The following is a 25,255-nucleotide window of genomic DNA, read 5'->3' on the forward strand; positions in this document are numbered from 1 at the left end:
CCTCTGGGTGCTCGGCGCCCGGGCCCAGGCGGCCCGTCACGGGAGACCCCACAGGGTCGCTCGGGGGCTCACCACGCCGCTGGTGGGGCCCTGGGCGGTCACGGCGCGCCAGGCTGCCCCGCCGGGCGAGGCCGCGCAGAGCACGCGCGAAGCCCTGTGATCCGGTACGGCCCGCTCCGGGCCCCTCCGGCTCCCCTGGCTCCCCTGGCTCCCCTGCGCCTCTCGATTGTCCTGGCCCCGCAGGCTGTGCGGCACCGGCCGACAGGTCCGCCCGGACGTCGGCCTCCGCGAGGGCATCGGCCCGGTCGGGGTCTGCCCGCCCGGCCGGAACGCGCCCCGGGACCTCGGTGCGGGCGACTTCGGTGCGGGCGACTTCGGTGCGGGCGACTTCGGTGCGGGCGACTTCGGTGCGGGCGCCGACGTGCCCGTCGGCAGCACCGGCCGCGCTGCCGTCCGTACGCCCGTCGTGCTGCCCGCCACCGTCGACATCGACTGGGTGGTCGCTTCCGCTTCCGTCGCCGCCTCGGCGGTCCGCACAGTCGGCCCGGCCGTCCGGACGATCGGAGGCAGGCGCAGCGGCCGGACCCACGCTGCGGGACGTGTCCGGATCAACCGGTCGGGGAGGCTCAAAACCAGCCATGGCTCACGGCTCTTCGATGGAGAGGGGCCGACAGGAGAGGAGGACAACGCTGCCCGGGCAGCAGGCCCGCCCACGGGATGACGTCGGTCTGCGACGCGCAGCACCGTATGTGACCTGTTCCTTTCAGAGTACGACGGGGCATGGGGCCAGCCCAGCGGCGAAGCCCCGGAGCGACGTTGTTCCCACGAAAGAGGGATGCGCCCGCCGAGGCCGTGCGCCCCGTCCTCAGGCGATCGCGCCCCCTTCGGAAAAGAGGTTCCCTGGAGCTTGACTGAGCGGACCGGGCGACGCAACAGCCTCCCGGGACACCGTGACCGGACTGTCATGGATCGGCGACGATCCGTTGCGGGACGTCGCGAACCGTGACGTCCGAGCTGCCCCGTCAGCCACAGCCGTTCCGGACGGCACCACTCGCCACAGGCCCGCGGAGGCCGTTTCGGCCACTCCCTACGGCTTCGCGACGCTGTCTGGCATTTGCCAGGTGCATAGGCGCCACCGCTGGCACCATGCTCGGCATGCCCCTGCTCCTGTTCGACCTCGACAACACCCTGTTGCCCCGGGACGCTGCCTACCGGGCCTGGGCGCAGGACTTCCTGTCCGAGCACGACCTCCCTCCCGGCGACCTCGACTGGTTCGTCACCCTCGACGGCGGCGGCTACGTACCGCGCAGCACCGTACTGTCAGCGGTCCGGCGCCGCTACGGCCTCGACGTCTCCGTCGACTTCATGTCCGCCCACTACCGACGCGGCATCAACTCCCACATCCACTGCCCGCCGCGGCACATCGAGGCGCTGCGGGCCGCCCGGACGGCCGGCTGGACGCTCGGGATCGTCAGCAACGGCGGAACGAGGCCGCAGCTGGAGAAGATCCGGCGGACCGGACTGGGCCCGCTGGTCGACGGCTGGGTCATCTCCGAGGAGGCCGACTGCCTCAAGCCGGACCCGTTGATCTTCGAGATGGCCGCGCAGCGGTGCGGCGTCGCGCCCACCGGCGACTGGGCCGACCACACCTGGATGATCGGGGACCACGCGCCCGCCGACATCGCCGGCGCCGAACTGGCCGGGCTGCGCAGCGTCTGGCTCCACCACGGCCGGCCGTGGGCGGAGAGCGGCTACCGGCCGACGCTGAAGGCCGCCGGCCTGCCCGAGGCCGTCGGGCAGGTGCTCGCCGCGCGGAACGCGCCCTCGCCCAGGCCGGGCGTCCACTCCGGCGGGCCGCTCCGGAAGACGGCGGGCGGGGCGGCCCGTGCGACGGCGTCGGTCGGCGCACGGTCCGGCGCACGTCCGGCGGCAGCCGCGCTGAACGGTCCAAGTGCACCCGTTCCCGCGAACGCCGGGACACCCGGCGAACTCGTCCCCGCAGCCGGGCGGGGTGTCCGAAACCGATCCGGCGGGTTTGCCGTGATCGCCGAGGCCCGCACGGAGACCGCAGCCCGCCCCGGGACCCGGGCGGGCAGCGGACCCGGTCCGGCCACGGTGGCGGTCGCCCAGTAACGGCCCCCGGCCGCCCGCGCCTCACGGCGGTGCGGCCCCGGCCCGGGACGCCCGCCGAATCCTCACCCTCAGCCTCGAACGCCGACCCGAACCCCAGCCCCACGCCCGGACCCGCCCCGCCCTGCCCCGCCCCGCCCCGCCCCGCCCCACGGTCCCGCATCACCCGCGCCACCACCCCCTGCTCCGCCGCACACAAGTCCGTCGACAGCCGGCACTTGTTCAGCGGACCGGAGTTCGCGCGGAGGCGGACCAGGACAGCCGGGCGGTCCGGGGCACGTGCGCCAAGACGGCTTGAAGGGGTGAGAGCCACCCCGCACCCGTGCCACCCCACACCCGTGCCACCACTCCCCTGCTCCGCCGCCTCCGCCGACGCACGGGTCCGTCGACAGGCCGGTGCCTGTCCGGCGGACCGGAGTTCGCGCGGAGGCGGACCAGGACAGCCGGGCGGTCCGGGGCACGTGCGCCAAGACGGCTTGAAGGGGTGAGGGCCACCCCCCACACGCGCGCCGCCCCTCCCTACTCCCCCGCCTCCACCGACAGACGGGCCCGCCAACAAGCCGGCGTCTGCTCGGCGGAACCGAGTTCGCGCGAGGCGGACCAGGACGGTTTGAAGGGTGAGAGCCACCCCGCACCCGCTCCGCCAGCCCGTCCGTCCGTCCCTTACTCCCCCGCCTCCACCGGCGTACGGGTCCACCAACAGGTCCGGGCCTGCTCGACGAAACCGAGCTTGCGGTAGAGCGGTTCACCGAGCGCGGTGGCGACCAGGGTGGCCGGGCGGTCGGGGTGGGCGTGTGCCAGGGCGGTCCGGAGGACGGCGTCGGCCACTCCCCGGCCGCGCTGGCCGGGGAGGGTCGCGACCCAGTACACACCGGTGGCCCGGCCGTCGTCACAGGTGAGGCAGGTGCCCGCCGGCACGCCGTCGACGCGGCCGAGCCAGGCCCGCCAGCCGGGTACGTCCAGCAGTCCTGTCGGGAGGGCCTCACCGCGGACCCAGGGTTGTCGGGCGGGCAGCGGGAAGCCCTCCACGATCGTCCGCTCGACCATCGCGAAGGCGTCGCCGTCCAGCGCCTCATCCACCGTCAGGACTCCGCCGCCGCGCGCCTCGGAAACCGCGGGCAGTGCGGCGGCCGTGTTCTCGACCGGGCCCGGGTCCCGGACCATCACCGCCATGAGTGGCATCCGGGAGGCCCCGAGGCCGGAGAGGTCGAGTCCGCCGTACGGGTCCTCCACGGTGAAGCGCATGGTCGACCACTCGGCGAAGAGGGCCGCCAACTCCTTCTCCAGGGCGGCCGGTTCCCCGTAGGGCCGGGTCACCACGATGCGGTGCGCGTCGTCGGGGGTGCGGGCGCACCGGACGGCGGTCAGGCCGGGCCGGGTGCGGGACTGCCAGCCGTGGACGCGGGCCTGGGCGAGCCAGAAGGCGGCGGCGTTGTCGTTGGCCCGTTCGAGCCGGCGGTGGATGTTCACGGCAGGACCGTAGCCCGGCCATTCGGTTCCCGGTTCTGCCGCCCCAGGCTTGGCCGGATGAAGCCTGGGAGGCGCACGACTTCTCCCTGTGCGCCCCCTCGTGCACCGTCGACTTTCGGTCAATTTCGCTCCGATCCCTCCCGCTTGGGCAAATCCGCAGCCCAGACCTGCCGGCCGGGCACACCGGAGCCGGGCGCCCCGGGAGTGCTCCTGCGACAACCAGCCACCGTTGCCCCGGCCCTCTTCCCAGAAAGGTCGACGGGTGCCACGCTTCGTGATCGAATGCATCACGCCAAATTGCCATGTCGACATAGCGTCGGATGGTGAACTTGTCACAACGGCAACGGTCCACCCGATAGATTTCGATCTTGGCGAGCAGTGCCGCACCACCCACACCACACCACCGAGGGGGCTTGAGCGCCTTGAGCAGGGTGAGCAGGAGCGACGCGGGTCCTGACAGCGGCCAGGCGGCGGCCGGCAGCGCGGGTCGGTCCGCGAGAAGCACCGGCACCTCCGCCATCTCCGCCACCACCCGCACCTCCGGCACCCCGGGCGCCTCGGGCGCCGCCTCGCACTCCTCGTACCCCGCGGTGCCCTCCCCCGGAGCGGGGGCCGGCGTCGGCCCCGGCGCGGCCCCGCCCGGCGTCGAGCACGGCGCGGCGGCGCCCTACGGAGGCCACCCGCAGCACGGGGCCCAACAGCACGGAAGCCAGTCACAGGGGGGCCAGTCACACGGGGGCCAGACGTCCTTCGGCGGAGCCTCGTTCGGCGGGCAGGCCGCCTTCGGCGCCCCGGCCTTCGGTGGACAGCCCGTCAGCCGAGGAGGCGTCAACCCCGGCCAGAACTACGGCGGCGAGCACCCGAACCATTCCGGCCACCCGACCCACCCCGGCTACGGCGGCAGCCACCCCGGCCATTCCGGTCACCCCGGCCACCCCGGCCACCCGGCCCACCTCGGCCACTCCGGCTACGGCGGCGCACCGGGCCTGAACGGTGCCTCCGGGAACGCCTCCGGGCCGGGCGGCGGTCCGCTCGGCGGCCTCGCGCTCGGCACCGCCTCCGGCCACGGCCCGCTGGGCCACGGCGGGCCCGGTGCGAACGGCTCCCCGACCCCGGTGACGGCCGCCGCCCCGCGCAAGCTGTCCGGCCGGCGCCGCCGGGAGACCGTCGCGGTCCTGATCTTCGGCGGCGCCCCGATCTTCGAGAGCTCCATCCCGCTCTCCGTCTTCGGCGTCGACCGCCAGGACGCCGGGGTCCCCCGCTACCGCCTGCTGGTCTGCGCCGGGGAGGAGGGGCCGCTGGCCACCACCGGCGGTCTGACCCTCTCCGCCCCGTACGGTCTGGAGGCGCTCGCCCGGGCCGGCACGATCGTCGTACCGGCCTGGCGCTCGATCTCCCAGCCGCCACCGGTCGAGGCGATCACCGCCCTGCGCAAGGCCCACCACGAGGGCGCGCGGATCATCGGACTCTGCACCGGTGCCTTCGTCCTGGCCGCCGCCGGTCTGCTCGACGGCCGCCCGGCGACCACCCACTGGATGTACGCGCCGACGCTCGCCAAGCGCTACCCGCGGGTCCACGTCGACCCCCGCGAGCTGTTCGTCGACGACGGCGACGTGCTCACCTCGGCCGGCACCGCCGCCGGCATCGACCTGTGCCTGCACGTGGTGCGCAGCGACCACGGCGCCGAGGCGGCCAACGCGCTGGCCCGCCGCCTGGTGGTGCCGAGCCGCCGCGGCGGCGGAGGACAGGCCCAGTACATCGATCAGTCTTTACCGGAGGAGATCGGCAACGACCCGCTGGCCGAGGTGGTCACCTGGGCGCTGGAGAACCTCAACCAGCAGTTCGACGTCGAGGTGCTGGCGGCTCGTGCGTACATGAGCCGGCGCACCTTCGACCGGCGCTTCCGCACGCTCACCGGCAGCGCGCCGTTGCAGTGGCTGATCACCCAGCGGGTGCTCCAGGCGCAGCGGCTGCTGGAGACCTCGGAGCTGTCGGTGGACGACGTGGCGCGCCGCTGCGGGTTCCGTTCGCCGGTGGCGCTGCGCGGGCACTTCCGCCGCCAGCTCGGGGTCTCCCCGGCGGCGTACCGGACCAGCTACCGGTCCCGCCGTCCCGGCCAGCAGCCGCCTGCGCCGACCGGCGCGCTCGGTGACCTGCGGCTGTCCGGTGGTCTGCCGCACCCGACGGCGGGGGCGGTCGCCCCGGTGGGCGGTCCGCTGTTCGGCGGGGCGCACGGGGTGCAGTCGGGCCAGCCGTTCCCGGCCGGTCCGGGCGCGCCGGTGCCGGTCGGACCGCACGGTCAGCACACGGGGCCGGGCGGGCACGGGCAGCCCGGATCGCACGGGCAGCCCGGCGGGTTCGGTCCCGGCCAGGTCGGGACGCCGGCCGGCCAGGGGTACCACGCCCGCGGCGGTCAGCCGTACCCGCACCAGCAGGCCGCGCAGCAGTCGCACCCCGGGCAGCAGGGTGCGGCCGGTCGCGGGCCGGTGCGGCCGCCGGTGGTCCCGCCGCAGGCCGGACCGGGGGCGGGGACCGGGCGTCCGCCGCGCACCGCCGAGCACGCGGCGGCCGAGGACGGCCTCCCGCAGCCGGGAGCGCGCGGCCAGGGGCAGGGGCACCGGAGCGCGGTCGAGCGGCCCGCGGACGAGCCGGGCGCGGCCGGGCGCGGCCACGCCTCGGCCGCCGGACGGCTGCCGGCCCCGGGCGGGCAGCCGGGCGCCGGACAGGGTGAGCTCCGCGGTCGCCAGGCGCGGGCTCCGCAGGTGCGCGCGCAGGCCGGCCGGCCCGTGGCCGAGACCGTACGGCCGGGCGAACCGGTCCGGACGGCCCGCGAGACCCGGAGCGGACGGGACGGCCTCGCGGTCCGGACCGGCCGGGAGGGCGAGCACCCGGACGGCCACGCCCCGCACGACGGTCCGGCGGAGCACCCGGCCGAGGCGCCCCGCTCCGCCCCACCGGTCCCCGCGGCGCGTGATCGCGCCGTAGGGTGAGTTGCGTGAATGACCGTTTGGTATGGATCGACTGTGAAATGACCGGCCTCGACCTCGACCGGGACGCCCTGGTCGAGGTCGCGGTGCTGGTGACGGACTCCGAGCTGAACATCCTCGGCGAGGGCGTGGACGTCATCATCCGGCCGCCGGCGGAGGCGCTGGCGACCATGCCCGAGGTGGTGCGCGCGATGCACACCGCCTCCGGGCTGCTGGAGGAGCTGGAGCAGGGCGTGACCCTGGCCGAGGCCGAGGCGCGGGTGCTCGCCTACGTGCGCGAGCACGTTCCGGAGGCCGGGAAGACCCCGCTGTGCGGCAACTCGGTGGCCACCGACCGCGGCTTCCTGGCCCGGGACATGCCGGCCCTGGAGAGCCACCTGCACTACCGGATCGTGGACGTCTCCTCGATCAAGGAGCTGGCCCGCCGCTGGTACCCGAAGGCGTACTACAACAGCCCGCCGAAGGGCGGCAACCACCGGGCGCTCGCCGACATCCGGGAGAGCATCAACGAACTGCGGTACTACCGCGAGGCGGTGTTCGTCCCGCAGCCCGGGCCGGACGCCGACACCGCGCGGGCGATCGCCGGGAAGTACCAGGCCCCGGCGGAGTGACCGCACCGTTACTCGCTCCGGCCTTCGGGCGGAGCCCCGGGTCCGGGGCTCCGCCCGAAGGCCGGAGGGGGTGCCCGCGTTCGGCGGGCGGAAACCCTGGCGCGAGCACCCTCCCGGATCCTGTAGAGTTCTTCTTGTCGGAACGGGAACGCGGGAGCGGGAACGGACCGGACAGATGGTGGGTGTAGCTCAGTTGGTAGAGCACCTGGTTGTGGTCCAGGTGGTCGCGGGTTCGAGTCCCGTCACTCACCCCAGAGCCTGAGGGGCCGATCTCTTCAAGAGATCGGCCCCTCAGGCGTTTTCGCGTCCCCTCAGCCGCACGCCGCCTCAGTTGTGCGCCCCCGCACCCGGATGTGCGCCGCCTCACACGCGCCCGGCGGACCGGCTTCCCCTCCACCCCTGCCGCCGGAAGCTACCGATAAGTAACATCATCGCCATGACGACTCCCACGATCGGCCAGATACTCGACTCCACCGTGCCGATGGCGCGCACCCTGAAGCTGGAGTACCTGGAGACCACCCCGGAGCGCGCCGTGCTCCGGCTGCCCGACCAGCCCGCGTACCACAACCACGTCGGCGGCCCGCACGCCGGCGCGATGTTCACCCTGGCCGAGTCCGCCAGCGGCTGCATCGTGCTCGCCGCCTTCGGCGACCAGCTGTCCCGGGCCGTGCCGCTCGCCGTGAACGCCGAGATCGCCTACAAGAAGCTGGCCATGGGCGAGGTCACCGCCACCGCCGTGCTCGGCCGCCCGGCCGCCGAGGTCGTCGCCGAACTGGACGCCGGCGGTCGCCCCGAGTTCCCGGTGACCGTCGAGATCACCCGCGCCGACGGCGCCGTCACCGGCGTGATGACCGTCACCTGGACCCTGCGTCCCAACTCCTGACCGACACGCGGTCGGTGGCCCCGGGAGCGCCGCCCCGGGGCCACCCGCGCGATGACTGTCCGTGACGGCGGGCGGGAACCGGGCGTGACCTCACCGCCCGGCCGCTCGTTCTCGATTCACGTGCGAGCCAATCACGCGACCAAGCCCCAGGAACCCGTCCCCCGCGGCGTCACCGGTGCCCGCCGCGGGATCGGCCGGTGGCTGCCCCGCCCCCGCACCGCCGCGGCCGCGGGGGCCCTGCTCGCACAGCTCTGGGGATTCGGAGCCGCCACGGCGTACGCGGCCTCCGCCGACCCGGCGCGGCAACCGTCCCGGCCCGCCGTCCGCCTCGCCCCGTACGGCGCGCCGGCGCTCGACCGGCCACTGCTCGACGGACCCGTGCTCGACGAGCAGTCAGCCGCGCGCCCCGGCGGATCCGGGCCGGCCGCGGGCCGCGGGCCGGAGCACCCGCCCGGGCCCGCCGGGAGGCCCGGCGGCAGCGGCCCCGTCGACGGGGTCACCGGAGCCGTCGGCGACACCCTCCAGGACCGGATCCGGGCCGGCGGGCTGCCACTGCCCGGCCAGCGGGCGGCCGTCCCCGACGCCTTCGCGCTCGCCTCCGGCCTGCTCGGCGCCGTCCCCGCCCAGGCGTGGGCCGCCGAGGCCCGCGCCCTCCGCGAGGACGAGCAGGCCCACCCCTCCTCCGCCGACGAACGCCGCACCGGCCTCGCCCGACCCGGCCTTCCGCCGCAGCGCGAGGACGAGCAGGAACCCCGGGTCCGGGAGGCGGCGGCCACGGCCGTCACCGGGGCCGGGGCCACCACCGAGGCCGGACGGGCGCCCGGCGCGGCGGCTCCCAGCACACCGGGCGGCGGGACGCCCGAGACGGTGGCCGTCGCCGACACCGCCTCGGCGACCGCCTCCGGCGACGGCTCCGCCACCGCGACCGCCGTCCTCGCCCCGATCGCCGCCGGACTGCTGCTCACCGGGGCGGCCATGTGCAAGCACCGCGGACTGCCGCGCGGGCACTGAAGACCGAAGGCGGGCCCTGAACGCGGGCCCTGAACGTGGGCCTTGAGCGGATCGGAGACGGCCGACGGCGCCCTACTCCCCGGTGGCCGCCGCCAGTTCCAGGGCGAGCAGCGGGAGTTCGCGCCCCGGGATCGATCCGGACGGGACGCTGCCGATGCGGACGGCGCCCATCGCCAGGTAGAACGGCTCGGCGTTCGGGTCGGAGTCGATCAGGAGCCGGCGCAGACCGAGCGCCCCGGCGTGCTCCCGGGCCCGCTCGAACAGGGCCCGGCCGACGCCGCGTCCGATGGACTCGGGCTCGACGAAGAGCTGGTCCAGCGACCCGGTCGGCGGAGTACCGGAGAGCGAGGCGAACCCGAGCACCCGCCCGCCGTCCTCGGCGACCATCGTGGCCGACCGCTCGATCGCCTCGGCGTCCACGGTCAGCTCCGCCCGGCAGGCGGCCATGAACGCCTCGTCGTAGCCCCAGTACGCCTTGGCCCGCAGTGCGATGCCGGTGAGCAGCGCGGCCTCGTCCGGCCGGGCCGGTCTGATGTCCATGACGTCTCTCCTCGGGTCGGCCGGACGGCAGGGCCATTGTCGGCCGCCGTCCGGCCGTCCACCAGCGGTTTCGGCCCCGGACCGGGATCGAACCAGCGTGCTGCCCCGCCGACGCAAGACCCGCGCCACCTGAGCACCCGCCCACGGGACGCCCCGTCACCCCAGCGCACCCGTCACCCCAGCGCCAACGCCGGCGCCAACGTCAGCGCCAACGCCAGCGTCAGCGGAACACCCCCGGCGGCGGTTCCGGGGACGGAGCCGCCGTGGCGTCCGTCGCCGGGGCGGCGCCGGCCGCGAAGTCGGTGAGGGCGCGCCCGTGTTCGACCCGGGCGTGGGCGGCGTCGGAGGCGGCGCGGCGGGTCAGGTCGGCGGTCGGCAGCGGGGTGTGGGCGGCCGCCAGGACGAGGTTGCCGAAGCGCTTGCCGCGCAGCACGGCCGGATCGGCGATCAGGCACAGCTCGGGGAAGACGGCGCCGAGCGTGGCGACCTGGGAGCGGGCGAACGGCAGGGCGCCGCCGTCGGCGATGTTGGCGGTGTACCAGCCGCCGGGGGCGAGGGCGCGGGCGGCGAGGGCGGTGAACTCGACGGTGGTGCAGTGGGCCGGAGTGCGGGCCCCGGAGAAGACGTCGGTGATCACCAGGTCGACGCTGCCCTCGGGGGTGCGCTCCAGGACGGCGCGGGCGTCCGCGCCACGCACCTTGATCTGCCAGCCGCGCTCCAACGGCAGTTCGGTGCGGACGAGTTCGGTGAGTGCGGTGTCGATCTCGGCGACCTGCTGGCGGGAGCGCGGCCTGGTCGCCGCGACGTAGCGGGCCAGGGTGAGGGCGCCGCCGCCGAGGTGCAGGACGGTCAGCGGGCGGCCGGGCGGAGCGACCAGGTCGATCAGGTGGCCGAGCCGGCGCTGGTACTCGAAGCCGAGGTGGGTGGGGTCGGCCAGGTCCACCAGGGACTGCGGGGCGCCGTCGATCAGCAGCGTCCAGGCGGCGGGACGGTCGCGGTCGGGGCGCAGCTCGGCCAGGCCGGAGCCGACGGGACGGCTGAGCGGGCCCTGGGCGTGGCTGCGCCCGCCCGGTCCGGTGGTGGCCGCCGGTTCACTGCCGCGGGCGGCCCTGCTGCTTCGTCCCATGCCGGCCATTATCGCCGCCGCAGAGGAACACCCACAGGTCAGGGGCGTACGGCGGGGGCCAGGCTGGGGGCTCGGGGTCCCAGCGCCGTCCGCTTCGGCCCGCCCGCTAGAACGGGCCGAGGCCGCCCGCGGTGAGGGTGCAGGCGGCCTCGCAGAGGGCGGAGCGGAGCACCCAGGCGTCGGTGGGGCGCGCGGTGCGGCCGGTGCCGGAGGGCGGGATCACCCAGCGCGGGTCGGCGGCGGGGGGCACCAGGGCGCCCGCCGTACAGGAGCTGCCGGGCAGGTGCCAGGTCTCCCAGGTGCCGGCCGGGACGAGGAAGGAGACGGTGCTGCCGTTGCGGCTCTGCAGGACGGCTCCGCAGGCGCGGCGGATCCTCAGGATGTCGACGGCCTCCAGGCCGTGCCGCAGGGCGACGGTCACGGTGTCGCACGTGGTGACGAGGACGCTCTCGTCGGGGGCGGTGCGCTCGCGCCGGCGCCCGCCACAGGACGTGCGGCCGCCCTGGACCGGGCCCCGGCCGGAGACCCGGTCGTCGGCGGGTTCGGGGAGCAGGGCGGGTGCGGCGCCGGCGAGCACTCCCCTGGGGACGGGTCGGTACTTCGGCAGTCCGGTGGCCATCACGGGCCCTCCTGTACCTCGGATCCGGAAGCCCAGCCGCCGGAAGGGGCCACCGGGCTGGGACGGGCCGGGGCGGCGGCATGGCTTTTTTCCTCGTACCAGGACAACGTGGCGGGCGCACCGCGGGCCACGGGGCGTCTTACAGCAAGGCATGGCATTTCATGGCGGATATCCCGCAACATCGCCCCTTTTGCCCGGGATTGACGACAGATGTCCCACGAACCGAATGTGGCCGAGTGGTGACTCCGAGTACTCTCGGCGCCATGGCAGCCACCCCACCGGCCGAGCCGAACCGACCGTCCCCCAACACCGTGATGCGCGCGCTGCGCGGCGACCGTTCACCCGGCGAGTTCGCCATGGCCGTCCGCAGGGCCGCCCGCGAGATCGGCGAGCACGTCTCCTGCGACGCCCGCTACATCGGGCGGGTCGAGTCCGGTGAGATCCGCTGCCCCAACTACGCCTACGAGCGGGTGTTCCGGCACATGTGGCCGGACCGCACGCTCACCGACCTCGGCTTCGCCCCCCGGACCTCCGTCCGCCGCCGCCCGGTGGACGGCGGCGGGCCGCCCCAACCGCCCGCGCTCCACCCGATGTTCCCGCCCTCGCCCGCCCCCCGCTCACCACTCTCCACTCAACTCCCGTACGCTGCCTCGCCGTACGCGGATCCGACCGCTCCGGATGGGCCCCCGTGGCGGGGCCCCGGCACGGTGCCCCGGGGGCCCGATGGATCGCCCTATCTCGACGAGGAGAACGACGACGTGCGTCGCCGTACGTTCCTGGCCGGCGGCACGACCGCGCTGGCCGCCGTGATCGGCATCGACCGACCGGCCGCGGCCGCCGGCCGGCAGGCCGGCACCGACGGCGCCTCCGGTGCGCTCGCCGGCCAGGCCGCCCTTCCCGCCGCGGAGTTCACCGCACCGTCCCTGCTCGGCGCGGAGCCGCTGGTGCCCGGTCGGCCCGGACCGGTGGCGCCGCTGCGCCGGATCGGCGCCGCCGAGGTGCTCGGCGTCGAACAGGCCGTCCGGGAGATCCGGTTCGCCGACGACGCGCACGGCGCCGACGCCCTGTACGAGCTCGCCGGGCAGTCGCTGCGCAACGCGTACGTGCTGCTCAACGAGTGCGAGTACAGCCCCGAGACGGAGCGCCGGCTCCAGGCCGGGGCGGGTGAACTCGCCATCTCGGTCGGCTGGTTGGCCCATGACTCGAACCGGCTCGCGGACGCCCGCTCGTTCTACGCCGAGGCGCTCGCCACCGCCCGGATGGCCGGGGACGCGGCGCTGGAGGCGCACGTCTTCTGCAACAGCGCCTTCCTCGCCCGGGACGCCGGCCGCCCCCGCGAGGCGCTGCGCGCCGCGCAGGCCGGACAGGTCGCCGCCCAGGAGCTGGGCTCCGACCGGCTGCTCGCCCTGCTGAACATGCGCGAGGCCGGCGCCTGGGCGCTGCTCCAGGACCGCACCTCCTGCGAGCGCGCGCTCGGCCGGGCGTACGCGCTGTTCGACCGCGGGCCGGGCGAGCAGGACCCGGAGTGGATGTCCTTCTTCGGCGAGGCCGAGATCGCCGGCCTCCAGTCGCAGTGCTGGTCGGCGCTCGGTGACTGGGACCGCGCCAGCGAGCAGGCCGGGCTGGCGATAACGCTCCAGAAGCCGCACTTCGTCCGCAACCGGGTGCTGTACACCGCCGAGTTGGCCCACGACCGGCTCGGCCGCGGGGACCTGGCGGGCGCGGCGCACCACGGTTCGGCGGCCGTGGCGCTGTTCGGCGACGTCCGCTCGGCCCGGATCAGGGGCATGCTCGCGGACACCGCCGGACGGCTGCGCCCGCACGTCGCGGTGCCCGAGGTCCGCCGGTTCCTGTCCGACTACGACCGGGCGACGGCAGCGGCCTAGGACGCACCCGGGGAGCGCCGGGGGCACCCCGGGCCCAGTGGTCGGCCCGGCGATCGGGCCCCGCGGTCTCAGTGCCCGGTGTTCAGCCCCTCCAGGTGGGACAGGTCGTTCCAGACCTCCACCGCCGGGGCGCCGTACTCCCAGGACAGCACGCAGAGCGCCGCGGTGCCGAGCTTGAACCGCTGGGCGTACTCGGGCGCCAGGCCCAGCCAGCGGGCCGTCAGGATGCGCAGCAGGTGGCCGTGGGCGAACAGGATGACGTCCCGGTCGGCGCAGTGCATCACGGTGGTGTCCGGATCCGGGACGCCGTGCTCCTCGTTGAGGCCGGCCAGGAAGGCGTCCACCCGGTCGGCCACGTCGGAGAGCTTCTCGCCGCCGGGCACGCCGTCGCGCCAGATCAGCCAGCCGGGCTGGTCGGTGGCCCGGATGTCGGCGCCGGTGCGGCCCTCGTACCGGCCGTAGTCCCACTCCATCAGCTCCGGGCGCTCCACCGCGCGGTCGCCGAAGCCGGCCAGCTCGCAGGTCTCCACGGCCCGGCCGAGCGGGCTGGTGTAGACGAGCGCGCCCGGCAGCCCGTTCCAGGGGGCCTTGGCGAGGCGGGCGCCGAGGGCGCGGGCCATCGCGCGGCCCTCCTCGGTCAGCGGGATGTCGGTGCGGCCGGTGTGGCGGCCGGTGGCGGACCACTCGGTCTCGCCGTGGCGGACCAGCACGATTCGGGCGGGCATGGGGGCTCCTCGCAAAGGGGGCGGTCAACGGTCGGTCTCACCATTGAGCACCGGGCTCCATGATCCCCCACCCGGGCGCCGGCCACGATCGAGGGCCGGTGCCCGGGCCGCCCGGCGTCCGGTCCGGGCCGCCCGGCGCGGCGTCCGGGCGCGGCGTCCGGCAGCCGTTTCGCACCGCGTTGTCGTACCCGGATGCGACACTGGGCCGCACCATGAACGTCTCGACGAACGTCCCGCCCGGCGGGCCCGCTGAGCCGCTCGCCCGCCGGCTCGCGGAGCTGCGCGGACCGGCCCCGCAGCGCAGTCTGAACGCCCGCTCCCTCGCCGCGCTCGCCGCCAACCCGGGCTGCCACCGCCGCGCCGTGCTCGACGCGGCCGGGGTGGACAAGGCGGCGCTGGCCGCCCGGCTCGGCCGCCCCGCCCCCTTCGGCCAGTCCCCCTTCGCCATCGCCCGCGGCGTGATCTTCGAGTCCCGGCTGAAGGCGGACGGCTACGCCGCGCTGCTGGAGCCGCTCCGCCACCACCTGGGCGTCCCTGTGGACGGCCACGCCCCGCTGCTGGTGCCGGACCTGCTGCACCGCTCCGGCCCGGCCGTACGGGCCGACCGGACGGCCGAGGCGCTGGCCCTGGCCGCCGCGGACCCGCAGGCCTGGACGCTGCTGGACCACCCGATGCTGCGCCTGGAGGTGGCCGGCAGCGCCGCCTACCTGGAGCCGGACGCGCTGGTGGTGCACGGCGGGCGGTGCACCGTGGTCGAGATCAAGTCCTTCCCGGTGCTGGACGGCACCGCGGACCCGGCCAAGGTCGGCGCCGCGGCCCGGCAGGCCGCCGTGTACGTGCTGGCGCTCCAGCAGGCCGCCGCCACCGCGGCCGGGCAGCCGCTCGCCGAGGACCCGTACACCGAGCAGCGGCTGCCGGGCAGTCCCCGCACCAGCGTGCTGCTGGTCTGCCCGAAGGACTTCGGCAACCGGCCGACCGCGGTCGCCGTGGACGTCCGCCGCGAACTGGCCACCACCCGCCGCCAGCTGAGCCGGATGACCGGCATCGGCCGGCTGCTGGACGCGCTGCCGCCGGACACCGTCTTCGACCTGGCCGCCGACGAGGACGGCACACCGTCCCGGACCGCCGAACAGCTGGCCGCCTCTGTCGAGGCGGTGCCCGCCGCGTACAGCCCGGACTGCCTCTCCACCTGCGAGCTCGGCTTCCACTGCCGCGCCCGGGCCCGCTGCGGCGACCGGGTCGAGCAGCTCGGCCGGGGCGTGCGCGGCGAGCTGGGCAGCATCCGCACGGTCACCGAGGCGCTGGCCGCGGCCGGCACCAAGAGCGAGGACCTCGACGGCGCGGACGACGCCGCGGAGCGCCTGGCCTACGCGGCCGCGCTGCGGGCCGAGGCCCTGGCGGCGGCGGCCCTCCGCGTGGAAGGCCCGGGCGCGTGAACGAGCACCGCGGGAGAACCACCGGAAGGCGCGGACGGACGAGGGCCCCCGGCGGGCGAAGCGAGGCAAGCGCATGAGTCTGCTCACCACCCTCGCCCGGCTGGAGGCCGTCCGCAGCGGGCGGGCCGAGCCGCTGGCCACCGTCCGGCACCGGCACCTGTCCGACCGCCCGATGGTGCTCGTCCCGCTGACGGCCGCCGGTGAGTCCGGCGCGCCGCTGGCCGTGATGCTCGGCACCGACCGGGACGCGCCCCGGCTGCACCTGGTGCCGCAGCCGCTCAACCGCACCCTGCGGTTCGACTTCCTGGCCGAGCTGGCCGCCGACCTGCTGCCCTACCTGGAGTCCTTCGCCGAGGACGTGGAACTGATCGAGGGCTCCGAGAAGGACCCGGAGACCGGCGAGAAGACCCAGGTGTTCCGCGAGCTGTGCGCGGACGCCCCGCAGCTGATCGTGCCCAACAGCGCGGGCGTGCACCACCTCGCCCTGATCGGCCGCTCGACCCGCTTCCGGCGCACCGTCGAGGACGAGGATCCGGGCCCCTACCCGGCGCCGGTCCGGGTGCCGCTGCTCGGCCGCTGGCTCACCCACCTCACCGACCGCGCCCAGGTGCCCGGCTCCTCGATGCTGCTGCCGATGACCGGTCTGCTGGCCCGTCACTGGGCGACCGGCCAGAGCCACCTGGAGGACCAGCACCTGGCGGCCCACCTCGCCTGGCACCACCCGCCGGACGGCCTGTCCGGCGCCGAGGCGGCCGAGCTGGCCGAGTCCGAGCGGGACGACCGGGGCCAGCTGCGGCACCCGCCGGCCGGCCCGGCCACCGACCCCCGCTTCGACGAGGTCGTGCTGGCCCCGGCGATCGCCCGCTACGACTCCGCCGCGGGCGCGTTGCGGCACAGCACCGAGCAGCGCGACGAGGCCGCCGCCGAGCGCGCCCGGGCGGCCGTGCGGGCCGCGCTGGAAGAGCTGGAGCAGGCGCTGACGGGCGTCCTGCTGCCCACCTGGCGGGACGTCTGGCGGGGTCTGGACCTGCTGCGCGCCCTGCCGCCGGCCGCCCACCTGGAGGAGCGCTGGACCGGCGACCGCTGGTCCTACACCGGCCACCGGGACCGGCTGGCGGCCGGGGAGCCGCCGCAGCCCCGGCAGGACGACGCCGTCACCGCCGCCCGCAAGCTCGCCCAGCGCGAGCGCGAGCAGGCCCGCCTCGACGTCCAGGAGGCCCTGGACGACCCGCTGGCGATGGCCGAACACCGGCTGGCCGGCGAGGCGTTCAGCGGCGTGGTGACGGAGGTGGTGCCGGACTGGGACACCACCGGCCGCTCCCCCAAGCCCCGCCCGCTGGTCACCCTGCGCACCGCCGACCGCCCGCACGCGGACCTCGGCCGGGAGGTGCACCGGGTATGGGGGTCCCCCCGGCCGGTGGGGGCACCTCCCGGCCGCCAGGCTGGGGGCGCCGGGGGGACCCCGCCCGCGCAGAAGGCCGAGATCGTCGCGGTGGACACCACCGAGGGCACCCTCACCCTGCGGGTGCTCTCCGGGATGGGCCGCCGGAAGGAGCCGGAGCCGGGCAGCCTGCCCGAACCCGGCGACACGGTCACCTTCACCCTGTTCGAGCTGACCGCCCGCCAGTCCGCGCCGCTGCCCGAGCCGGACGACACCCCGTGGACCCACGGCGGCCCGCCCGGCGCCGCGCCCGTACCCGCCGCGACCGTCTCCGAGGAGTGGGAGTGAGCCGCCCGATGGCCCCCGATCAGTACCCGGACGATCGGCCCGGGGGCGAGCAGGCCCCCGGCGCTGCCGCCGACGCGGCGGTGGCCCGGATCCTGGCGGCCACCGTCCACCCGTCGGCCGGCGCCCCGCGCGGCGTGGTGGTGGACTCCCCGCCCGGCGCCGGGAAGTCGACGCTCGTGGTGCGGGCCGCGCGCGAGCTGGTAAAGGCCGGCGAGCGACTGATGATCGTCGCCCAGACCAACGGCCAGGTGGACGACCTCGTCGGCCGACTGGCCGAGAAGGCACCGGACCTGACGATCGGCCGGCTGCACGCCGCGGACACCAGGCCCGGCCCGGAGGTGCTGAAGCACGCCAACGTCACGCCCTCCGACAAGGTCGCCGACCTGGTCGAGCAGGACGTGGTGATCTCCACCTCGGCCAAGTGGCAGTGGGTGCGGGCCGAGGCCCCGTGGCGGCACGCGATCGTCGACGAGGCGTACCAGATGCGCTCGGACGCCCTGCTCGCGGTGGCCCGGCTGTTCGAGCGGGCGCTGTTCGTCGGCGACCCGGGCCAGCTGGACCCGTTCACCGTGGTCGGCACCGAGCAGTGGGCGGGCCTGTCGTACGACCCGTCCGCCAGCGCGGTGGTCACCATGCTGGCGCACAACCCGGAGATCGAGCCGCACCGGCTGCCGGTCTCCTGGCGGCTGCCCGCCAGCGCGGCGCCGCTGATCTCCCGGGCCTTCTACCCGTACACCCCGTTCCGCTCCGGCACCGGCCCGGACGACCGCCGGCTGACCGCCTCCGTGCGGCCCGACGGCTCGGCCCTGGACGCGGCGATCGACCGGGCCGCCGAGCACGGCTGGGCCCTGCTGGAGCTGCCCGCCCGGCACACCGTACGGACCGACCCGCAGGCCGTGGCGGCCGTGGCGGCCACCGTCCGCCGGCTCCTGGAGCGCGGGCTGACGGCCCACTCCGAGCAGGGCGAGGCCCCGCTCGCCGCGGACCGGATCGCCGTCGGCACCGCCCACCGGGACCAGGCGGCGGCCGTGCGCGCGGCGCTGCTCAAGGCGGGCGTGCCGGTGGACGGCGCGGCCGGCCCGGCCGTCACGGTGGACACCGCCAACCGGCTCCAGGGCCGCGAGTACGACGTCACCGTGGTGCTGCACCCGCTCTCCGGGCGCCCGGACGCGACCGCCTTCCACCTGGAGACCGGCCGGCTCTGCGTGCTCGCCTCCCGGCACCGGCACGCCTGCATCGTGGTGGCCCGGGCCGGGATCGCCGAGCTGCTGGACGAGCACCCGTCGACCGAGCCGGTGCAGCTGGGCGTCCCGGTGGCCTTCCCGGACGGCTGGGAGGCCAACCACCAGGTGCTGCACCACCTGAGCGGGCACCGGGTCCACCTGCGGTGAGGCCCCCGGCGGCTCACTCGGTCTCGCAGACGGCGTAGGCCACGACGGACCCGTGGGAGGCCCTCGCCCCCCATGTGGTCGCGTCCGTGGACGGCCCGTCGTAGACCAGCCGGTCGGCGTCGCCGTCCGGCGTCCACTGGTACCCGCCGCCGGTCAGGTGGGTGCCGGTCGGGCAGGTCGCCAGCGAGAAGCCGCCGGGCTTGCTCGGCTGCCCCTCCACCACCATCGCCGTCTCGGCGGCGGCCGCCGGCACCGCCGGGGCCAGGCCGAGGAGCGCGGCGGCGGCCGGCAGGGCACCGGTGGACAGGACTTTTCGCACACGCATGGGGATCTCCCGGTTCCGTGGACGGTCGGTACGACCGGACGCCCTGCCAACCGGTTCGCATGCGACCAGGTCACCCGGCGCGCGAGTCACCCGCCCAGCGCACGCCGGGGGAATAGCGCTCGCGTGCGCACCGTTCCGCTACCGGCCCCCGCCGCGAGACAATGGACGGCGGCCACGACCGGGCGGCGCGGCCCGGAGCAGATCCCTTCCCCCACCCGAGACCCGGAGGTGTCCGTCCATGCCCGACTCCCCAGAGTCGTCCGAGCCCACCAGGCGCGTCCGTCCGGTGCAGCTGCTGTTCGAGCCGCAGTCCGCCGAACCCGAGCCGGAACGATTCTTCGACCTGGAGTCGATCGAGGACCCGGCGGAGCTGCTGCGCCGCTCCACGGAACTGGCCCTGGCCTTCCGGGCCGCCGCCGAGCGGGCCACGGACTTCCAGGCCGTCGCCGCCGCGCAGCTCGCCGATCCGCGCCGCTTCGACGCCCTCTCGGACGCCGAGGTCGCGCAGCGCGCGGACTGGACCGCGGACTACGCCGCCAAGATGATCGAGTACGGCCGCACCCTGCTCCAGCCGCGCCGCCACGAGGACTGAATCCCTCCGCACCGCGCACGGCGGCCGGGCACGGGCCGGTGGCATATGCGCGGCGGGGGAAGGATACGCGGTTCCCCGCCGCGCTGTCCGGCGAACCGCGCTTTCCGTCCCGCCGGAGCCGTGCGCCGCGCAGGCTGCTCTCCGTGGAGACCTGGACGCAACAGTCGGTGACGCAGCAATCGGTGCCGTACTCGTCGGTGACGTACCCGGCGGTGACGTACCCGGCGGTGACGTACTCCTCGTACCCGTCGGCGGTGCGGCCCTCGGTGGAGTACGTCGGCCCGGCCGGGGAGGCCTGGCTCGCCTCCGCCAGCGAGTACCCGAGGAGCATGCGCGCCCTGTGGGAGAGCCGCCCCTGGGCGCCCTCGGTGCTGCCCTGCGGGCGCGCCTTCGACGTGATCAGCATGCCGTCGCTGTTCGGCCGCCGGGTGCTGGACGAGCTGTGGGCGTCCGGGCCCGGCAGCGGGCCGGTCGCGAGCCACCGGGGGCGGGTCCTGCTGTTCGTCCAGCCGGGCGCGGCGCCCCGGCTGCGCCGGCTGCTGGCCTGGGAGGAGTGGGCCCGGGACGTACCGCCGCTGCTCTGCCACGGCAAGGGCGACGCGGTGACCGTGCCGCCCCTCCAGCGGATGGTGAACAGCCCGGACTCCCCGGGGCAGGGCGCCGGGCGGTGGATCGTCGCCCCGGAGCGGCGGGAGCCCCGGCTGCCGGGCGCCGCGGTGGTGCTGTGGGCCTGCGTACGGGCGGCCCGCGAGCCGGACGCGCCGGTTCCGGCCGGGGCACCCGTCGTGACCAGGGGGTGAACGCGGGGCGACCGGTATTCGATTTTGGCTCGGCCGCAGGGCGCTGCTAGAGTCTTCTCTGTCAGCAGGCGCCGCTAGCTCAGTTGGTTAGAGCAGCTGACTCTTAATCAGCGGGTCCGGGGTTCGAGTCCCTGGCGGCGCACAGACAGCCGGAAGGCCCCTCGCGAGAGCGAGGGGCCTTCCGGCGTTTCCGCATTCCGGTGCTTCCGGCGTTTCCGCGTTCCGGTGCCTCCCTGATCCCCGGCCCGACCGGGAGGTGCCGAGGTGCCGGGGAGGCGCCGGGCCGCCCGCCGGAGCGGACGGCCCGGTCCGGGCTCAGCGGCCGCGCAGCGCGCGGTAGCGGGCGACCAGCTCGGCGGTGGAGCTGTCCAGCTGCTCCGCGCCCTCGCCGGTGAGCAGCACCGGCTCGATCCGCTTGGCGAGCACCTTGCCCAGCTCGACGCCCCACTGGTCGAAGGAGTCGATGTTCCAGACCGCCCCCTGGACGAACACCTTGTGCTCGTAGAGCGCGACCAGCTGGCCGAGCACCGAGGGGGTCAGCTCGCCGGCCAGGATGGTGGTGGTCGGGTGGTTGCCCTTGAAGGTCTTGTGCGGGACGAGTTCGGCGGGCACGCCCTCGGCCGCGACCTCCTCCGGGGTCCTGCCGAACGCCAGCGCCTGGGTCTGGGCGAAGAAGTTGGCCAGCAGCAGGTCGTGCTGGGCGACCAGCCCGGGGAGCAGGTCGGCGACCGGCTTGGCGAAGCCGATGAAGTCGGCCGGGATCACCTTGGTGCCCTGGTGGAGCAGCTGGTAGTAGGCGTGCTGGCCGTTGGTGCCGGGGGTGCCCCAGACCACCGGGCCGGTCTGCCAGTCCACCGGGGTGCCGTCGCGGGTCACCGACTTGCCGTTGGACTCCATGTCCAGCTGCTGGAGGTAGGCGGTGAACTTGGACAGGTAGTGCGAATAGGGCAGCACCGCGTGCGCCTGGGCGTCGAAGAAGGCGCCGTACCAGACGCCGAGCAGGCCGAGCAGCAGCGGGACGTTCCGCTCCGGCGGGGCGGTGCGGAAGTGCTCGTCGACCAGGTGGAAGCCGTCCAGCATCTCGCGGAAGGCGTCCGGGCCGATGGCGATCATCAGCGAGAGGCCGATCGCCGAGTCGTAGGAGTAGCGGCCGCCCACCCAGTCCCAGAACTCGAACATGTTGGCGGTGTCGATGCCGAAGTCCTGCACGCCCCGGGCGTTGGTGGACAGCGCGACGAAGTGCTTGGCCACCGCCTCGGTGCCGGCGCCCAGGCCGCCGAGCAGCCAGTCCCGGGCGGAGACCGCGTTGGTGATGGTCTCGATGGTGGTGAAGGTCTTCGAGGCGACGATGAACAGCGTCTCGGCCGGGTCGAGGTCGCGGACGGCCTCGTGCAGGTCGGCGCCGTCCACGTTGGAGACGAAGCGGACGTCGAGGTCGCGCTTGGTGTACGAGCGGAGCACCTCGTAGGCCATCGCCGGGCCGAGGTCGGAGCCGCCGATGCCGATGTTGACGACGGTGCGGATCGGCTTGCCGGTGTGGCCCTTCCAGTCCCCGCCGCGGACCCGGTCGGCGAACGCGGCCATCTTGTCGAGGACCGCGTGCACGGCGGGCACCACGTTCTCGCCGTCGACCTCGATCACGGCGCCGCGCGGGGCGCGCAGGGCGGTGTGCAGGACCGCCCGGTGCTCGGTGTTGTTGATCTTCTCGCCGCGGAACATAGCGTCCCGCAGCTCGGCGACGCCGGTGACGGCGGCCAGCTCGCGCAGCAGCTCCAGCGTCTCGTCGGTGACCAGCTGCTTGGCGTAGTCCACGTGCAGGTCGCCGACCTGGAGGGTGTAGCGGCGGCCGCGCTCCGGGTCGGCGGCGAACAGCTCACGCAGGTGGGTGTCGCCCAGTTCGGCCCGGTGCTTGGCCAGGGCGGCCCACTGGGGGGTGCGGTCCAGCGGGGTGCGGGCGTCGGCGCGGGTCTCCGACATCGGTGGGTCCTCGATTCATCTGGGTGCAGAAACCGGCAGGGCCAGGCGTGAGGGTTCGCCGAGGTCGTGCGGGTACTGGTGGTGCGCCGACTCCGTTGACGGCCTGCCCGGGCTCAGCCTATGCAACCCCGGAGCCGGCCGCGCGCATTCCGCCCGACGGCTGCGGACCGTCCTCGCGAGGGGGCGGGCCGTCCGCCCGCCGGGTGTGGGACCGGGCCCCCGCCGGATGCGGGACCGGGCTCCCGCCGGGTACGGGGCAGGACACCCGGCGGGAGCTGGGCCGGGCACCCTGCGGGGAGCGGACGTCCCGTCACTTCCGTTCGGAGCGCAGGTCGAGCCCGCGCAGCACCTCGTCGACCAGCTCCGGGTCGGCGCCCGGTTCGCTGCGGGCGCTGAGCATCTCGCGGCGGGAGGCGGCGATCATCTCCTGCTCGACCTCCCGGGCGGCCCGCCACTGGGCCATCCGGAGCTTGGCCTCGGCGGCCTCCTCCTCGGCGTAGTTCTCCGGGCAGAGCCGGGCCAGCCGGTCGTGCTGACGGTCCCGCAGGCGGTCGGCGATCTCGGCGGGCAGCCGGTCCTGCTCCTCCAGCTCGCCGAGCCGCTTGAGCCCGGCCTTGGCGGCCCGCCACCAGAGCCGGCGCACGGCCTGCTCGTGCTTGTCCTGGTCGATGTCCAGCTCCAGCCGCTTGGCCAGCCAGGGCAGCGTGAGGCCCTGGACGAGCAGGGTGAACAGCACCACGCTGAAGGCGATGAAGACCAGTCGGCCGCGCTCGGGGAAGTCCTCGCCGGAGTGCAGGGTGAGCGGGATGGCGAGCGCCAGGGCGACGGTGGCCACGCCGCGCATGCCGGACCACCAGAGGATCACGCTCTCCTTCCAGCTGAACGGCGTGTCCTCCTCGTCCCCGGAGCGCAGCTTCTTCGACAGCCAGCCGGCCGGCAGCAGCCAGAGCAGCCGGACCAGCACGACCACCGCGATCACCACGGCGGCGTCACCGAGGAAGCCGGTCCAGCCGCGGCCGGCCTCCTTGAGCACGGTGGCCAGCTCCAGGCCGATCAGGCCGAAGGCGACGCCGGTGATCAGGATCTCGACGACCTCCCAGAAGGCGTTGCCGACCAGCCGGTAGGAGACGGCGTCGGCATCGGAGGCCCGCTCGGCGAGGTAGAGCGCGCAGACCACGACGGCGAGCACGCCGGAGCCGTGGATCTCCTCGGCGAGGGCGTACGCGGCGAAGGGCACCAGCAGGTTGAGCGCGACCTGCTGGGTCGGGTCGTCCAGCCGCTCGGCGAGCTTGGTGTTGATCCAGCCGAGCGCGACGCCGACCACCACGGCCAGCACGGCGGACAGCACGAAGCGCAGCACCGCGTCACCGGCCGAGAAGTCGCCGCTGACCATGGCCTCGATGGACAGGGAGTAGATGACGATCGCGGTGACGTCGTTGAACAGCCCCTCGCTCTCCAGGATCGCCACCAGGCGGCGCGGGAGGCCGACGCTGCCGGCCACCGCGACGGCGGCGACCGGGTCGGGCGGGGAGACCAGGGCGCCGACCGCGATGGCGGCGGCCAGCGGCAGTGCGGGCAGCAGCCAGTGCACGGCGCCGGCCACGGCGATCGTGGTGACCACCACCAGGCCGATCGCCAGCAGCAGGATCGAGCGGGCGTTGGCCTTGAAGTAGCGCACCGAGGATCGCCGGGCGACGGCGAAGATCAGCGGCGGGAGGACCAGCGGCAGGATCAGCTCGGGCTCGATGCTGACGTCCGGGATCTGCGGGATCAGTGCCATGACGATGCCGAGCAGGGTCATCAGCACTGGTTGTGGCACTCCGGTCTTCCGACCGAGTGGCATGGTCACCACGGAGGCGAGCAGCACCAGGAAGAACAGGGGCAGCTGGCCCACGGGGAGGTTCCTCTCGACGACGGACGGCTGAGCGCCGTCCAGGATAAATCCGACAATGCGCATATCGATCTCGACACGCGAACGACCGCTTGACGTCAAGCGCACTTCAGGGCCCAGGATCGGGGACGCGAAACGATCGAGAAGGGGTGGGAAGAGGCATGAAGGCTGTCACCGTGACGGGGTCCGGCGGCCCCGAGGTCCTGCGGGTCACGGAGGTGCCCGACCCGGAGCCCGGTCCGGGCGAGGTGCGGGTGCGGGTGTACACGGCCGGGGTGCAGCCGGTGGACCTCGCCATCCGCGAGGGGTTCCGGCCGCCGGGCCTGGCGGTCGAGCCGCCGTTCGTCCTCGGCAACGAGTTCGCCGGGGTGGTGGACGCCCTCGGGCCGGACGGCGGTGACTGGCGGATCGGGGACGAGGTGCTGGGCTTCCGGGTGCTGGGCTGCCAGGCCGACCGGGTCACGGTGGACGCCGGCCGGCTGGTGGCCAAGCCCGCCGGGATGCCGTGGGAGCAGGCCGGCTCCCTCTCCGCCTCCGGCCAGACCGCGCACCTGGCGCTCACCGAGCTCGGCGTCGGTCCGGGCGACACGGTCCTGGTGCACGGCGCCGCGGGCGGGGTCGGCACGGTCGCCGTGCAGCTGGCCCGCGCCTGGGGCGCCACGGTGGTCGGCACCGCGAGCGAGCGCAACCACGAGTACCTCCGGGAGTTGGGCGCGGTACCGGTCACGTACGGCGAGGGGCTGGTCGAGCGGGTCCGGGCGGCGGCGCCGCAGGGGGTGACGGCGGCCTTCGACGCCGCCGGGCGGGGCGCCCTGGAGGCCTCCGTCGAACTGGTCGCCGACCGGAGCCGGATCGGCACCGTGGTCGACTACCCGGGCGCCGAGCGGCTGGGCGTCCGGGGGCTGCGGGGCGAGCGGACGGCCGGGCGGCTGGCCGAGCTGGTGAAGCTCTGGGAGGCCGGCGGGCTGCGGCTGGAGATCGCGGAGACCTTCCCGATGGGACGGGTCGCCGAGGCCCACCGGCTGGTCGGCGGCGGCCACGTCCGGGGCAAGGTGGTGCTGACCATGTGAGCGTCCCGGACCCCCGCTCCGGGCCGATTGTGAGTTTCGGCTGCTGACCAGGTAAT

The 25,255-nt window shown here is 75.3% G+C and carries 19 protein-coding genes, 2 tRNA genes and 1 pseudogene; 14 read left to right on the forward strand and 8 right to left on the reverse strand.

What is annotated here, in order from left to right:
* Window positions 1-1,155 precede the first annotated feature (1,155 nt).
* Complete coding sequence (locus ACZ55U_RS06380; RefSeq protein ID WP_465523037.1) at window positions 1,156-2,133, forward strand: HAD family hydrolase; 978 nt, start codon at window positions 1,156-1,158, stop codon at window positions 2,131-2,133.
* Window positions 2,134-2,793: 660 nt separating this feature from the next.
* On the opposite strand, the gene ACZ55U_RS06385 is transcribed toward ACZ55U_RS06380, so the two are convergent.
* Window positions 2,794-3,600 (reverse strand): GNAT family N-acetyltransferase, encoded by an 807-nt coding sequence (locus ACZ55U_RS06385; protein ID WP_465523039.1) that lies wholly within the window; start codon window positions 3,598-3,600, stop codon window positions 2,794-2,796.
* Window positions 3,601-4,673: 1,073 nt separating this feature from the next.
* On the opposite strand from ACZ55U_RS06385, the pseudogene ACZ55U_RS06390 reads away from it, so the two are divergent.
* The 5 genes and pseudogenes from ACZ55U_RS06390 to ACZ55U_RS06410 form a co-directional block, all read left to right on the forward strand.
* A pseudogene (locus ACZ55U_RS06390) lies at window positions 4,674-5,951 on the forward strand (helix-turn-helix domain-containing protein); the annotation flags it as partial.
* A 644-nt stretch (window positions 5,952-6,595) separates the two neighbouring features.
* The gene (gene orn, locus ACZ55U_RS06395) at window positions 6,596-7,198 is read left to right on the forward strand and encodes an oligoribonuclease (protein ID WP_465523041.1); all 603 of its coding nucleotides are present in this window, start codon (window positions 6,596-6,598) and stop codon (window positions 7,196-7,198) included.
* Between the two features lie 178 nt (window positions 7,199-7,376).
* Window positions 7,377-7,452, forward strand: a tRNA-His gene (locus tag ACZ55U_RS06400).
* 182 nt (window positions 7,453-7,634) lie between these two features.
* Window positions 7,635-8,081 (forward strand): DUF4442 domain-containing protein, encoded by a 447-nt coding sequence (locus tag ACZ55U_RS06405; RefSeq protein WP_465523043.1) that lies wholly within the window; start codon window positions 7,635-7,637, stop codon window positions 8,079-8,081.
* Window positions 8,082-8,201: 120 nt separating this feature from the next.
* Window positions 8,202-9,092, forward strand: coding sequence for a hypothetical protein (locus tag ACZ55U_RS06410; RefSeq protein WP_465523045.1), 891 nt, complete (start codon window positions 8,202-8,204; stop codon window positions 9,090-9,092).
* Between the two features lie 72 nt (window positions 9,093-9,164).
* On the opposite strand, the gene ACZ55U_RS06415 is transcribed toward ACZ55U_RS06410, so the two are convergent.
* From ACZ55U_RS06415 to ACZ55U_RS06425, 3 genes are all read right to left on the reverse strand, one after another.
* The gene (locus ACZ55U_RS06415) at window positions 9,165-9,632 is read right to left on the reverse strand and encodes a GNAT family N-acetyltransferase (RefSeq protein WP_465523047.1); all 468 of its coding nucleotides are present in this window, start codon (window positions 9,630-9,632) and stop codon (window positions 9,165-9,167) included.
* Between the two features lie 220 nt (window positions 9,633-9,852).
* Window positions 9,853-10,758 carry a spermidine synthase gene (locus ACZ55U_RS06420; protein ID WP_465523049.1) on the reverse strand — a complete coding sequence of 302 codons (906 nt, stop codon included), beginning with the start codon at window positions 10,756-10,758 and terminating at the stop codon, window positions 9,853-9,855.
* Between the two features lie 106 nt (window positions 10,759-10,864).
* Window positions 10,865-11,377, reverse strand: a complete 513-nt coding sequence (locus tag ACZ55U_RS06425; RefSeq protein WP_465523051.1) for a hypothetical protein — start codon at window positions 11,375-11,377, stop codon at window positions 10,865-10,867.
* Between the two features lie 263 nt (window positions 11,378-11,640).
* Between ACZ55U_RS06425 and ACZ55U_RS06430 the strand changes: the two genes are divergently transcribed.
* Window positions 11,641-13,263, forward strand: coding sequence for a tetratricopeptide repeat protein (locus tag ACZ55U_RS06430; RefSeq protein WP_465523053.1), 1,623 nt, complete (start codon window positions 11,641-11,643; stop codon window positions 13,261-13,263).
* A 68-nt stretch (window positions 13,264-13,331) separates the two neighbouring features.
* Here the strand turns inward: ACZ55U_RS06430 and ACZ55U_RS06435 are convergent, their stop codons facing one another.
* The gene (locus tag ACZ55U_RS06435) at window positions 13,332-13,988 is read right to left on the reverse strand and encodes a histidine phosphatase family protein (RefSeq protein ID WP_465523055.1); all 657 of its coding nucleotides are present in this window, start codon (window positions 13,986-13,988) and stop codon (window positions 13,332-13,334) included.
* Between the two features lie 212 nt (window positions 13,989-14,200).
* Between ACZ55U_RS06435 and ACZ55U_RS06440 the strand changes: the two genes are divergently transcribed.
* From ACZ55U_RS06440 to ACZ55U_RS06450, 3 genes are all read left to right on the forward strand, one after another.
* Window positions 14,201-15,424: a hypothetical protein gene (locus tag ACZ55U_RS06440; protein ID WP_465523057.1), complete on the forward strand. Its 1,224-nt coding sequence runs from the start codon at window positions 14,201-14,203 to the stop codon at window positions 15,422-15,424.
* 73 nt (window positions 15,425-15,497) lie between these two features.
* Window positions 15,498-17,153 (forward strand): hypothetical protein, encoded by a 1,656-nt coding sequence (locus ACZ55U_RS06445; protein WP_465523059.1) that lies wholly within the window; start codon window positions 15,498-15,500, stop codon window positions 17,151-17,153.
* A gap of 8 nt (window positions 17,154-17,161) precedes the next feature.
* On the forward strand, window positions 17,162-18,544 hold the full coding sequence (locus tag ACZ55U_RS06450) for an AAA domain-containing protein (protein ID WP_465523333.1): 1,383 nt from the start codon (window positions 17,162-17,164) through the stop codon (window positions 18,542-18,544).
* A 13-nt stretch (window positions 18,545-18,557) separates the two neighbouring features.
* Here ACZ55U_RS06450 and ACZ55U_RS06455 read toward each other — a convergent pair whose 3' ends face one another.
* The gene (locus tag ACZ55U_RS06455) at window positions 18,558-18,869 is read right to left on the reverse strand and encodes a hypothetical protein (protein ID WP_465523061.1); all 312 of its coding nucleotides are present in this window, start codon (window positions 18,867-18,869) and stop codon (window positions 18,558-18,560) included.
* A gap of 238 nt (window positions 18,870-19,107) precedes the next feature.
* Between ACZ55U_RS06455 and ACZ55U_RS06460 the strand changes: the two genes are divergently transcribed.
* The 3 genes from ACZ55U_RS06460 (at window position 19,108) to ACZ55U_RS06470 (ending at window position 20,403) form a co-directional block, all read left to right on the forward strand.
* Window positions 19,108-19,461, forward strand: a complete 354-nt coding sequence (locus ACZ55U_RS06460; protein WP_465523063.1) for a hypothetical protein — start codon at window positions 19,108-19,110, stop codon at window positions 19,459-19,461.
* A gap of 227 nt (window positions 19,462-19,688) precedes the next feature.
* Window positions 19,689-20,261 (forward strand): bifunctional DNA primase/polymerase, encoded by a 573-nt coding sequence (locus ACZ55U_RS06465; RefSeq protein ID WP_465523335.1) that lies wholly within the window; start codon window positions 19,689-19,691, stop codon window positions 20,259-20,261.
* 68 nt (window positions 20,262-20,329) lie between these two features.
* Window positions 20,330-20,403, forward strand: a tRNA-Lys gene (locus ACZ55U_RS06470).
* Between the two features lie 173 nt (window positions 20,404-20,576).
* Here ACZ55U_RS06470 and pgi read toward each other — a convergent pair.
* Window positions 20,577-22,238 (reverse strand): glucose-6-phosphate isomerase, encoded by a 1,662-nt coding sequence (gene pgi, locus ACZ55U_RS06475; RefSeq protein WP_465523065.1) that lies wholly within the window; start codon window positions 22,236-22,238, stop codon window positions 20,577-20,579.
* A 310-nt stretch (window positions 22,239-22,548) separates the two neighbouring features.
* Window positions 22,549-24,132, reverse strand: a complete 1,584-nt coding sequence (locus ACZ55U_RS06480) for a Na+/H+ antiporter (protein ID WP_465523067.1) — start codon at window positions 24,130-24,132, stop codon at window positions 22,549-22,551.
* Window positions 24,133-24,290: 158 nt separating this feature from the next.
* Here ACZ55U_RS06480 and ACZ55U_RS06485 point away from each other — a divergent pair, with 158 nt between their 5' ends.
* Window positions 24,291-25,199 carry an NADP-dependent oxidoreductase gene (locus tag ACZ55U_RS06485; protein ID WP_465523069.1) on the forward strand — a complete coding sequence of 303 codons (909 nt, stop codon included), beginning with the start codon at window positions 24,291-24,293 and terminating at the stop codon, window positions 25,197-25,199.
* Window positions 25,200-25,255: the final 56 nt, after the last annotated feature.

Source organism: Kitasatospora sp. NPDC034533 (genome assembly GCF_055575155.1).